The organism is Myxococcus hansupus (assembly GCF_000280925.3).
Lineage (GTDB): Bacteria > Myxococcota > Myxococcia > Myxococcales > Myxococcaceae > Myxococcus > Myxococcus hansupus.
In genome coordinates, this window is record NZ_CP012109.1 from 9,437,857 (window position 1) to 9,449,885 (window position 12,029).

The window sequence follows — 12,029 nt, forward strand, 5'->3', positions numbered from 1 at the left end:
TGGACGCTTGCCCGACGGTCAACCGGGGGGCAGGTGCATTACCAGGGGGGCCCCAGGTAGCATGGCGCCCATGGATACCTGCCGGGTCGGCGGGTGGGTATCGGGGGGATGGGTCATCTTCGGGCTGCTCCGAGCCAATGCGCGTGGAGTCCAAGGCCGGCATCTGTTGGAGATGCTGGGCCTGGCGGTCGTGTATCTCGCGGCCGGCGGACTCGGGCAGAAGGTGGCCATTGTCGGCAACATCAGCCCGGCCTGGCCCCCCGCGGGCGTGGCCCTGGCGGCGCTGGTGGTGCTGGGTGTGTCTCGCTGGCCCGGTGTCTTCGTGGCCGCCACCGTGATGGCGCTCCTCTCCGGTGTGCCCTTCCTGTCCGCGGTAGGCGTGGGACTGGGGAACACGCTGGCGGCGGTGCTGGGCGCGTGGCTGCTGCGACGCGTGGACTTCGACACGTCCCTGGAGCGCATTCGCGACGTCGTCGCGTTGTGCGCGGGCGCGGGTGTGTTGTGTCTGGGCGTGGGCGCCGCGGTGGGCGCGACGAGCCTCGTGCTGAGCGGGCGGCTCGCGTGGGAGTCCCTGGCGGTGGGGCTGCGCGTGGGGTGGGTGGGCGACCTGATGGGCGTGCTGGTGGTGGCGCCCCCGTTGATGTTGTTCCGGCGGTGTGAGCGGCCCCGGCGCTTCAGCGAGGCGGTGGGGCTCGCGGGGCTCACCAGCCTGCTGTGCTGCACCGTCTTCTTCATCCCGGACTTGCCGCGCAGCGCGGCGCACGCGGCGACCTTCCTGCTCTTCCCCATGTCCGCCTGGGCGGCGCTTCGCTTCGGTCCCCGAGGGACGGCGGCGGCCACGCTGTGCATCGCCGCCGCGTCCATCGTGGGCACGGCGCGGGACCACGGGCCCTTCTCCACGGATGACCTGACGCAGGACCTGCTGGTGCTGCAGCTCTTCATCGCCGCCAACGCCGTCACCGGGTTGCTGCTGGCCGCGGTGAGCACCGAGCGCCAGCGCGCGGTGGGGCAGCTCCAGCTCCTGGCAACCACCGTGCGAGGCGTGCACGAAGGCGTGCTCATCGCGGAGGTGCGCGACGGCGGCGCGCTGCGCACGGTGTTCGCCAACCAGGCGCTGTGTTCGCTCCTGGGGTACCGGCTGGAGGACCTGCTCGGCGAGGACCCGTGCACGCTCTACGGCGCGCAGGGGCTGGAGTTCCGGCAGCGGACCCGGCAGTCGCTGCTGGCGGGGGAGCCGGTTTTCGCGGAGGTGCAGTTGCTGCGCAAGGACGGGGGGCTCGTTTCGAGCGAGGTGCTGCTGTCCCCGGTGCGCGCCTCGGACGAGGACGTCACGCACTTCGTGGCGACCCACCGTGACATCTCCGCCACCAAGGAGCTGCAGGCCCGGCTGGTGGCCGCCGAGCGCGTGGCCGCCGTGGGCACGCTGGCGGCGGGCGTGGGGCATGAAATCAACAACCCGTTGGCCTACCTGGTGCTGAACCTGGAGTCCGCCGAGCGGAACCTCACGCAGGGCGGCATGGCCGGCACGCGCGACGCGATGGCGAGTGTGCGCAGCGCCCTGGAAGGCGCCGAGCGCATTCGTCTCATCGTCCGCGACCTGCAGGTGTTCAGCCGTCAGGGCAACCAGGACCGGGGGGTGGTGGACCTCAACGCGTTGGTGCCGCCCGCGGTGCGCATCATCAGCCACGCGCTGCGCCACCGCGCCCGGTTGGTGGAGGAGTTCGGCCCGGTGCCGCGCGTGTCGGGCAGCGAGGCGCGGCTCGGGCAGGTGCTGCTCAACCTGCTGGTGAACGCGATGCAGGCGATTCCGGAGGGCAACCCGTCCATGAACGAGGTGCGCGTGCGCACCAGCACGGATGCCACGGGATGGGCCCGGGTGGACGTGGTGGACAGCGGTGCTGGGATTCCCGCGCACGTGCTGCCTCGCATCTTCGAGGCCTTCTACACCACCAAGTCCAGCGGCGAGGGCACCGGGTTGGGGCTCGCCATCTGCCAGCAAATCATCCGCTCGCACGGGGGCGAGCTGGAGGTGCGCAGCGAGCCGGGGCGTGGGTCCGTCTTCAGCGTGCTCCTGCCGCCCGCGCGGGTGCAGGTGGCCACGCCGCCTCGGCCCCTGCCGCGCGTGAGCCCGCCGCCGGCACCCAGCAAGGTCCGGCGGGGTCGGGTGCTGGTGGTGGACGACGAGCCGCGGCTGGCGCAGTCGATGCGGCTGTTGCTGGAGCCGTACCATGACGTCGTCACCACCACGCGTGGTGGCGAGGCCCTGGCGCTGGTGGACGCGGGCCACCGCTTCGACGTCATCCTGTGTGACTTGCAGATGCCGGAGACGGATGGGTCCGCCGTCTACCAGCACCTGTGCGCGCACGCGCCGGACCAGGCCTCACGGGTGGTGTTCATCTCGGGCGGTGCGTACACGCCGGAGTCGCGCGCGTTCATCGACTCGGTGCCCACGCGGGTGCTGGAGAAGCCCGTTCGCCCGGATGTATTGATGGGCACGGTGGATGCCGCGATGGCGGCCGCCGAAGCGCTGGCGTCCGATGTGAGCTCGGATGGCGTGGTGGCGGAGCCCACCGTGGCCGTGGCGAGTGGCACTCGTCACTGAGGTGTATCTGCTCAGGCGCGAGTCGCTGAGTCGGCTGACTCGCTGATGCGTTCGAGCCCGGCGCGCGCGCTCATGCGGAGGCAGTGCGTCGGCGGGATTACCGATGCGTCCGAGCCCGGCGCGCACGCTCATGCGGAGGCTGTGCGTCGGGGGAGTTCCGATGCGTCCGAGTCCTGCGCGTCCGCTCAGTTGCGGGTGCTTGCGTCTGCGGGCTTGCTGATGCGTCCGCCCCCTGCGCGTCAGCTCAGGCGCGAGTGCTTGTGTCGGCGGGATTACCGATGCGTCCGAGCCCAACGCGCATGCTCAGGCGAGGGTGCCTGCGTCGGCGGGCTTGCGATGCGTCCGGGCTCGGCGCGTCCGCTCAGGCGCGGGTGTTTGTGTCGGCGGGCTTGCTGATGCATCCGCGCCCGACGCGCGCCCTCAAGCGGACGGTGACTGCCGCGCCGGAGCGCTCGCGGAGACCTCCAAGCGCGCCAGCGCATCCCGGATGGCGGCGCACAGCGCGGCGCGCTCCGTGAAGAGCGCGGAGACGTGTCCGGCATCCACCCAGCGCAGCTCGCTGCCGGGCCAGTGCGCGTGGAGCGCCAGCGTCTCCTCCCCAGGCACGAAGCCGTCTCGGCGGCATGCGACCAGGACGGCCGCGTCGGGCTGTTTCGGTGGCGGGAAGCGGGTGAGGTTCGCCAGGTCGAAGATGCGCCCCAGCCGAAGCCGCGCCTGCGCCGCATCCCCGCGAGGGCCATCCAGCAGGGCGAAGGCGATGGACCAGGACAGCAGCCCCTGGGTGAAGACCGGCACGGGGGATGCCCCCGCCGCCAGCGCCGCCACCGCGACAGGCTCCGAGACGACCGCCGCCGTGAGCGCCGCCATGTACCCACCCATGCTGTAGCCCGCGACGCCCAGCCGCGACCGACCCGAGGCACGCAGCCACGCCAGCAGCGCGCGCGCCTCCTCCACCATGCCCAGGTTCATCAACACGTGGTCGCTGACGGTGCGCAGCGCGCCGCCCTTCTGCCCCAGCGGTCGGCGCAGGCCGTAGTAGGGGTTCTCCAACAGGAACAGGTCGATGCCTTCCCTCGCGAGCGGCGCATAGAGGCGCTCGCGCAACGAGAAGCCCTCCTCGCGCGACGAGGCCAGGACGATGCACGCGCCGCGAGGACTCCCATTCCCGGCGCTCAGCCACCGGACGTGGGCTGTCTGCGCCGCCGCGTCCAGCCCGGCCAGGGGCGAGAGGAAGGTGCCATCCCGGACCTGGAGACCCCGTTGAAGCCGGGGCTCGCTCCACGCCGGAGTGACGGGCGAGGGCAGGTGCTGGAAGGGCGCGGCCTCGGCCACGTCCTCAAGGAACTGCTCGTTGCCCCAGCCCTGGGAGAAGAGCCGGCTGCGGCGGGACAGGCCCGCGAAGAGGAAGTCCACCAGATGGGTTCGGGACACGCCGCCATCCTATGGCGCGCCCCTTGACGCCCTGACTATTTTAATCAAATGATTAAATCAATGGGTTCGTTCAGGGGAATGCTTCAGGCGTTGCCTCTCGTCGGCACCTGGTTCCAGGAGGGCGACATCCAACCCGAGGAGGTCCGGGCCTTCTGGCGGCACATGCAGCGGTGCTTCCAGACCGACGCCGTCCAGCTCGCTGGTTCGCTGGGCGACGGGCCCTTCGGCCCGAGCGGCCTGTGCCACGCGGGTGGGGCGCGGCCCTGTCCACGGCATGTCGCGGCGGTGGGCCCCTGCCTCCACCTTCCCTTCGAGGTAGGCGTGCCTCGGGCCGGGTGGGACCTGTGGCGTCAGGTGGTCGCATGCGTGCACGCGCACCAGCACATCCTCCAGGACGAGGCGGCTGGGCCCGCCGCCTGGGCCCGGAACGAGGTGGAGGCGCTGCGGAGCAACGTGGAGCTCCATTTCTGGCGCCGTGGCACCACGCCGTCTCCCTGGCGTCTGGCCTCGCGCCTGCGCACGCTGGGGTGTCGCTCGGAGGACATCACCCGGGCTGGGCACGAGCTCGCGCTGGCCTCGGCGTCCGTCCGGCAGGGGGCGGTGGAAAACGAGGCCTCGCACGTGGCCCTCCAGTGGTTGGAGGCACACGTACCGCACCTGCGATGGAACAAGGCGTATCATCCCAACGCCCGTTAGGAATGCAGCCGGGGGGCGCCGGGCTTATCACTTCAAGGTGCCCCCCATGACCGCTCAAGAACGCATCGAGCGTGCCGCCAGCGCGCTGAAGGTCTTCCCCCTCCCGTCGGCGGTGCTGTTCCCGCACACCGTCATTCCGCTGCACATCTTCGAGCCGCGTTACCGGGCGCTGGTCCGGGATGCGCTGGCGGGAGATCGCATCCTCGCGCTGTCCCAGTTGGAGCCGGGCTGGGAAGGCGACTACGGGGGCCGTCCGCCCATGCAGCCCCTGATGTGCGCGGGCGTCATCGTCTGGGACGAACAGGTGGAAGAGGGCCGCTACAACATCCTGCTCCAGGGCGTCTGCCGCGTCCGCATGACGTCCGAGCTGACAGAGGACAAGGCCTACCGCGAGGTCCAGGCGGAGGCGCTGCCGGACTTCCCCTACGAGGGCCCGGAGGAGGAGCAGCTCCGGCAGGCCGTCTTCGAGCTGGCCGGCCGCGTGCCGCCGTCCTTCGCGGAGAACCTGCTGCCGGTGGCCGCGCGGGCCCAGGGTGGAATGCTCGCGGATGTGGTCGCCTCGGCCGTCATTCCAGAGCCGGAGCGGCGGCAGGCGCTGCTGGCGGAGCTGGACGTGAAGCGGCGCCTGGAGGGCGTCCTGGAGGACGTGGGGGCGCTCATCGGCCGGCTCCAGCCGCTGCGGCCCACGGGCCCCCTGAACTGAGGCGGGTTGCGCTTGCCTTGCGCGTCGGGCCGCGCATTGCTGCGCCCCGGACGTGGCATCGAAAGGGACGGGAGCGACAACCATGCGGCTCGTGAAGCTCGGGCTTGCCAGCGTGAACACCACCGTGGGCGCCTTCACGCGGAACACGGACAAGGCGCTGGCCCAGGCCGGGAAGATGGCGGCGGACGGCGTGACGGTGGGCGTCTTCCAGGAGCAGGTCATCGCCGGCTACCCGGCCGAGGACATGGTGCAGTGGCAGGGCTTCATGGACCGCCAGTGGCCGGAGCTGGAGCGCTTCGCGCGTGAGACGGCGTCGCTGTCCACCGTCTTCGTCGTGGGCGTGGGCATCGCGCACCAGGGCCTGCGCCTCAACTGCGCGGCGGTGGTGGCCGGTGGCCGGATCCTGGGCCTGGTCCCCAAGGAGAAGCTGCCCACCTACAGCGTCTTCTACGAGGCGCGCACCTTCGGCCGAGGCCAGGCGGGCATGGCGGAGGTCCACCGCGGCGTGCCGCTGGGGGACTACCTGTTCCGCTTCGACTTCGGCGTGGTGTCACCGGAGGTCTGCGAGGACATCTGGAGCGCGGACGGCCCCATGCGGCGGCGCACGTACTCCGGCGCGGAGCTGGTGGTGAACCTGTCCGCGTCGCCCTTCCGGCTGGGCTTCGTGGAGACGCGGCGCGAGCTCATCGCCACGCGCGCGGCGGACCATCAGTGCACCATCGCCTACTGCAACGCGGTGGGCAGCAACGACGGCCTCATCTTCGACGGCGGCGGCTTCCTCAACCAGAACGGGCGCCACGTCATGGAGACGCCGCGCTTCCAGGAGGGCTACGCGGCGGCGGTGGTGGACCTGGACCGCACCCTGCGCCTGCGCGCGGAGGCCACCACGTGGCGCGTGGACCGCGAGTCGTGGCTCGCGGCGGGAGGCCAGGAGGTGCCGGTGCTGGACTGCACCGAGGCCGTGCGGACGCGGCGCGACGCGCTGACGTATCCGGTGCCCGCGCACCGCAGCTTCTTCCTGCCGTCGCCGGACACGCGGCGGGGCGCGCGCGAGGCGCTGTGCGAGGACATCCTGGACGCGCTCTCGCTGGGCGTGGGCGACTACTTCGAGAAGACGCGCGCCTTCAAGGTGCTGGGCATCGCGCTGTCGGGCGGGCGGGACTCGCTGCTGACGCTGCTCATCGCGCACCGCTACGCGAAGCGGGCGCGGCCGGAGAACCCGGGCTCGCTCATCCAGGCGTTCTACATGCCCAGCCGCTTCTCCAGCGACGCCACGCGCGACGCGGCGGAGACGATGGCGCGCGAGCTGGGCGTGGCCTTCCAGGTGGTGTCCATCGACGAGGCCTTCGAGCGCGAGCGCGCCGTGGCCCAGACGATGCTGGGCGGCAAGGAGGTCACGCCGATTACGGAGCAGAACATCCAGGCCCGCCTGCGCGCGCAGCGCATGTGGAACTGGAGCAACTCCTGCGGCGGCCTGTTCCTCCAGACGGGCAACATGAGCGAGAAGTCCGTGGGCTACACCACCATTGGCGGTGACCTCATGGGCGCGCTGGCCGTCATCGCCAACGTGCCGAAGACGGTGGTGATGTACCTGCTCGACTACCTCCAGAACACCACGGGCTACGAGGGCATCCGCAAGGTGCTCGCCAAGCCCGCGGGGCCGGAGCTGGCGCATGACCAGGTGGGCGAGGACGAGCTGATGCCGTTCCCCATCCTGGATGCGTGCTTCTACCTGTACGGCAGCGAGAAGCTGACGCCCGCCGAAATCCTCCAGGCCCTCACCGCCATGTTCCCGGAGGTGGAGTCCGCGCGGCTCGGCGGCTACGTGGAGAAGTTCGTCCGCCTCTTCCAGCAGTCCATCTACAAGTGGGTGCAGTCGCCGCTGTCGCTGCACATCGGCAACCTGGACCTGGACCGTGAGCGCGCGCTTCAGCTTCCCGTCGTCACCAGCGCGGAGTGGATGCGCCCGGGGTAGCACGCCGCCGTCCGCTGCCCATACCGCAAAGGTGTGGGCAGTCCTCCACGCCCGGCGGGCCGCTTCCCAGGCAATTACCCTGAAGGGTGAGTGCCGGTGTCGCGCCTTGCCGGACGTCGGGTGGGAAACAACCTTCATGTCTGCCACTCGACGATGGAGGCATGGATGAAAGCGAAGATTCTGGCGGGCGCCGTGGCGGCGCTCATGTACGGAGGGGTTGCTGTTGCCAATGACGGCGACTGCCCACCACCGCAGGCCAGCGCCAGCCAAAACCAGCAGGGCACGATGGTGGCGCAGGCGCAGCAGAACGACATGAGCGGGGACGGCACGCTCCAGGAGGATGACGTCATCATCCTGGAGACGCAGCCGGTTCCCGACGGGTCGGGCAACTCGTCTCAGGACGGCATGGGCGGCAGCGGCGACCAGGGCCTGGACGACTCGGGCATGGGCGGCAGCGGCGACCAGGGCCTGGACGACTCGGGCATGGGCGGCAGCGGCCAGCAGGGCTCGAAGGCCCAGGGCGACATCTACATGAACGTGCCCGTGCGCTGCGAGCCCGTGGGGCAGCAGGGCACGGGTGGCAGCGGGCAGGAGTCGATGACGCCGCCTCCCGCCGCGACGCCTCCTCCTCCGGCGACGCCGCCTCCCGCGGCGCCCCAGGGCACGCATGACAGCGAGCAGCTCGTGGTGCCGCCGGCGCCGCCGCTGGGCACGGGGGGCAGTGGCCAGCCCTCGGCGCCGGTGTACCCGGAGCCGGAGTCCACCTACGCGCCGGACGCCGTGGGTGGCAGCGGCCTGGCCACGACGCCGCCTCCCTCTGACTTCCAGCCCTCGGCCGAGCGCGCCGGGCGCACGGAGGTGAAGAAGGAGGAGCACAACAAGATCAAAGGCCTCTCCGTGATGCTGGGCGGTGGTGTGGAGGGTTACACCGGCGCGCTGGCTCCGCAGATCAGCCCGGGTGCCACCGCGGGTGTGCGCGCGGCCATCCGGCCCTCCAAGGTGCTGGGGCTCGAGCTGGGCTACACCGGCGCGCTGAACAACATCCGAAACGAGGAGACGGGCACGAGCGGCCCGGACCTCGTGCGTAACGGTGGCCAGGCCGTCTTGACGCTGGGCATCACGCCCACCGCGTGGCAGCCGTACCTGCTGGGCGGCATCGGCATCAACAACTACAACTTCCGGGGCGGCGAGGCCCTGGGGTACCGCGATGACACCGTGGGCAACGTGCCCGCGGGCGTGGGTCTGCGAGGTCACGTGGGCCACTTCGTGGTGGACGCGCGCGCCAACTACAACTTCCTCTTCGACAAGGACTTCGCCCCGGGCATCGAGCGCGGCGGCGGTGACTTCGAGGGAGGCGGCAGCTACCAGGGCACCGTGAGCATCGGCGGTACCTTCTGAGACAGAGAAAAGCCCCTTGAGGCTTGAAGCGGAGGCGCGGTGCCCGGTAGCAAACGGGCCCGCGCCTCCGTGCTTTCAAGAGCGGCGCGAGCGTTGCGGGCGCGCTAAGGTGTCGCTCTTCACGCGGTCAGAGGAGTGTTGGATGGCCTTGAATGTGGAAGACGTGAAGGTTGGCACCGGCGCCGAGGCGACGTCCGGCAAGTCGGTCACCGTGCACTACGTGGGGACGCTGACCAGCGGCTCCAAGTTCGACAGCAGCCGCGACCGGGGCCAGGGCTTCACCTTCCGGCTGGGCGCCGGGCAGGTCATCGAGGGGTGGGACAAGGGCGTGGCCGGCATGAAGGTGGGTGGCGTGCGCAAGCTCACCATCCCGCCTGAGATGGGTTATGGCGCGCGGGGCTTCCCCCCCGTTATTCCTCCCAACTCCACCCTGCTGTTCGAGGTGGAACTCCTGGACGTTCGTTAAAAGCGAGGCCCTGCATGGCGGCGGTGGAAATCACCAAGGACAACTTCAAGGAGACGGTGTCCAAGGAGGGCATTGTCATCCTGGACTGGTGGGCGTCGTGGTGCGGCCCGTGCCGTGCCTTCGCACCCATCTTCGAACAGACCTCGACCAAGCACCCGGACGTCGTCTTCGGGAAGATTGATACGGACGCCCAGCAGGAGCTGTCGGGCGCGTTCGAGATTCGCTCCATTCCCACGTTGATGGTGTTCCGGGATGGGATTCTCCTGTTCGAGCAGCCCGGCGCGTTGCCGGCCGCCGCGCTGGAGGACCTGCTCAGCCAGGTGAAGGCGCTGGACATGGAGCAGGTGAAGAAGGAAGTCGCCGCCCGGCGGACCGAGACTCCGCAGGCCTGAGGCTTCAAGAACCAAGGGAGGGGGCCGGCGGCACGTCCGCTGCCGGCCGCTTCCTGGGTGTCGTGGCCCGGGCGGCGGACGCCGGAACGGGATGGCGGCGGGGTGTGTTGATCGGAAGTGGCGCGCATCGGTCAGGCCGGACGGGTCTGCCTGCGGGGCCGCTCCCTTCCACCCCTCACGTCTGGATTCGATGCTGCATTCTTCTTCTCGAGAGACCTCGAACGGGGACCTGCCGCGCGCGCGCATCCTCCTCGTGGACGACACGCCCGCCAATCTGCTGTCCCTGGAGGCCATCCTGGAGCCGCTGGGCCAGGAGCTGGTGCTGGCGCGCTCGGGCGAGGAGGCGCTGCGTGAGCTGCTGCGCGGCGAGTTCGCCTGCATCCTGATGGACGTGCAGATGCCAGGGCTGGATGGCCTGGAGACGGCGAACCTCATCCGGGCACGCGAGCGGACGCGCCACCTGCCCATCCTCTTCATCACCGCGCTCAGCCGGGAGGCGGCCTTCGTCACGCGCGGGTATGAGCATGGGGCGGTGGACTACCTGCTCAAGCCCGTGGATCCGGACATCCTGCGCACCAAGGTGCAGGTGTTCGTGGACCTGTCCCGGCGCGGCGAGATGGTGAAGCGGCAAGCGGTGGAGCTCGCGGAGCGACGACAGGCCGAGGAGGCTTCCCAGCGAGCCTCGGAGCTGGAGCAGCAGCTCATGGGCATCGTCGGCCATGACATCCGCACGCCCTTGTCCGTCGTCCTGGCCACGGCGAAATCCCAGCTCGCCCATGCCGAACTCGCCCCGGAGCAGCAGAAGGCGTTCGAGCGCGTGGCGCGCGGCGGGGAGCGCATCCAGCAAATCGTGGACCTGCTGACGGACTTCACGCGCTCGCGGCTGGGCGGCGGCATCCCCGTCGTGCCACGGGCTGGCGACCTCAACGAACTCTGCCGCGAGGTGGCGGACGAGCTGCACGTGGCCCGGCCGGGCCGCGTCATCCAATGCGACTTCTCGCGCGACAGCCTGCACGGCGTCTGGGACCTGGAGCGCATGGCGCAGGTGCTGGCCAACCTGTTGGACAACGCCTTGAAGTACAGCCCGGAGTCGTCCGCCGTCCGCCTGTCCACCTGGGAGAAGCCGGACGCCGTCTTCGTGGAGGTCCACAACGCGGGCGCGCCCATTCCCCAGGAGCTGTTGCCGCACCTCTTCGACGCCTTCCGGCGGGGCGAGGCCACGCGCGAGCAGGCGAAGGCGAGCTTGGGGCTGGGGCTCTACATCGCCCGGGCGGTGGTCGAGGCGCACCGGGGGCGCTTGAGCGTGCGCTCGTCGGAATCCGAGGGCACCACCTTCCGCATCTGCCTGCCGCGCTGCGCGGATGCCCGCTCGCGCGGCAGTCGTCCGGAAGAGGCCAGCGCGGCCCCGTCGCCGATGCCCGCTTGAGGCTCCGTCACTTCACGACGGTGCAGACCCCGCCGCCGTTGAGGTGCGCCTGGTCAACGACGCTCTGGGCGATGAACGCCTGGAGCGTGCGCACGTCGAACGCGCCCGGTTGGTAGATGACGGGCTGTCCCTGGGCGTCGCGCAGCTCGTTGCCGTCACGGTCGCGCAGGTCGGTGAGCTGCTGCGTCGACAGGCCCTCCGGGGTGATGACGTTGTCCGCGCCCGCGGTGGCCGCGATGGCCTCGAAGCGGAGCTGCACGCCCCGGTGCGTCCCCAGCCGGTCGTAGAACATGTGCTCGGCGTGGATGGTGACCTCCGGGCGCGCCACCGAGCCTTCCGGCACGACGATGCCCTGGGTGCCGTCCGCGCCATTGATGCAGTTGTTCATGAGCGCGTTGACGGGGAAGCCCATGCGGAAGCGCAGGACGGGCTCGTTCTGCTTCGTCGCGTGGCCCTCCACGAAGTAGCTGAAGCCTCGCTCGCGCATCATCGCGAGGTCCTCCGCGCTCACCTGTCCATCCGCCAGCTCGGTGCGCGCCTCGGGAGGGCTCACCCGGAAGCCGACGTCCCAGCGGCCCGCGGGGACGCCGTTCAGGTCCACCAGCGGGATGTCGCCCTTCTGGATGTCCACCAGCACATGACGGTCGCTCGAGCGGACCTCGCCGGACGCGGAGGTGAGGGTGACGTCCCCCAGGGACACCAGGTAGCGGGTGAACTGCACGGACCAGCCATCCTGGAAGAGGGTGTCTGGCAGTCCACGCTGGGTGCCATCTCCTCCACTCATGGTCACCTGCACGTCACCCGCGGCGACGTTGTCGCACGCCGTGCCCGCCAGGCTCCAGGCCGCCAGGGCCACGCACCACCACTTCAGGGTCTGCCGCTGCCGCGTATTCATGCAATAGGTAGTTAATTGCAACTTGGTTGCGAGTCAATTCGAGGT

10 protein-coding genes are annotated in these 12,029 nt (G+C 70.4%); 8 read left to right on the forward strand and 2 right to left on the reverse strand.

What is annotated here, in order from left to right:
* Positions 1–61 precede the first annotated feature (61 nt).
* On the forward strand, positions 62–2,602 hold the full coding sequence (espC, locus tag A176_RS37325; RefSeq protein ID WP_044889882.1) for a serine histidine kinase EspC: 2,541 nt from the start codon (positions 62–64) through the stop codon (positions 2,600–2,602).
* Positions 2,603–3,022: 420 nt separating this feature from the next.
* Here espC and A176_RS37330 read toward each other — a convergent pair whose 3' ends face one another.
* Positions 3,023–4,033, reverse strand: coding sequence for an alpha/beta hydrolase family protein (locus A176_RS37330; RefSeq protein ID WP_002637985.1), 1,011 nt, complete (start codon positions 4,031–4,033; stop codon positions 3,023–3,025).
* Between the two features lie 60 nt (positions 4,034–4,093).
* Between A176_RS37330 and A176_RS37335 the strand changes: the two genes are divergently transcribed.
* The 7 genes from A176_RS37335 to A176_RS37365 all read left to right on the forward strand — a co-directional run bounded on the left by A176_RS37335 (position 4,094) and on the right by A176_RS37365 (position 11,089).
* On the forward strand, positions 4,094–4,729 hold the full coding sequence (locus A176_RS37335) for a hypothetical protein (RefSeq protein WP_002637986.1): 636 nt from the start codon (positions 4,094–4,096) through the stop codon (positions 4,727–4,729).
* A gap of 46 nt (positions 4,730–4,775) precedes the next feature.
* On the forward strand, positions 4,776–5,432 hold the full coding sequence (locus A176_RS37340) for an LON peptidase substrate-binding domain-containing protein (RefSeq protein ID WP_002637987.1): 657 nt from the start codon (positions 4,776–4,778) through the stop codon (positions 5,430–5,432).
* An 82-nt stretch (positions 5,433–5,514) separates the two neighbouring features.
* The gene (nadE, locus tag A176_RS37345) at positions 5,515–7,407 is read left to right on the forward strand and encodes an NAD(+) synthase (protein WP_002637988.1); all 1,893 of its coding nucleotides are present in this window, start codon (positions 5,515–5,517) and stop codon (positions 7,405–7,407) included.
* 165 nt (positions 7,408–7,572) lie between these two features.
* Positions 7,573–8,805 (forward strand): hypothetical protein, encoded by a 1,233-nt coding sequence (locus A176_RS37350; protein WP_226994115.1) that lies wholly within the window; start codon positions 7,573–7,575, stop codon positions 8,803–8,805.
* Positions 8,806–8,947: 142 nt separating this feature from the next.
* Entirely contained in the window at positions 8,948–9,271 is a 324-nt protein-coding gene (locus A176_RS37355; protein WP_002637990.1) for an FKBP-type peptidyl-prolyl cis-trans isomerase, read from the forward strand.
* Positions 9,272–9,285: 14 nt separating this feature from the next.
* On the forward strand, positions 9,286–9,663 hold the full coding sequence (gene trxA, locus A176_RS37360) for a thioredoxin (protein ID WP_002637991.1): 378 nt from the start codon (positions 9,286–9,288) through the stop codon (positions 9,661–9,663).
* 190 nt (positions 9,664–9,853) lie between these two features.
* Positions 9,854–11,089 (forward strand): hybrid sensor histidine kinase/response regulator, encoded by a 1,236-nt coding sequence (locus A176_RS37365; RefSeq protein WP_002637992.1) that lies wholly within the window; start codon positions 9,854–9,856, stop codon positions 11,087–11,089.
* A gap of 7 nt (positions 11,090–11,096) precedes the next feature.
* On the opposite strand, the gene A176_RS37370 is transcribed toward A176_RS37365, so the two are convergent.
* Positions 11,097–11,984 carry a hypothetical protein gene (locus A176_RS37370; protein ID WP_044889880.1) on the reverse strand — a complete coding sequence of 296 codons (888 nt, stop codon included), beginning with the start codon at positions 11,982–11,984 and terminating at the stop codon, positions 11,097–11,099.
* Positions 11,985–12,029 lie beyond the last annotated feature (45 nt).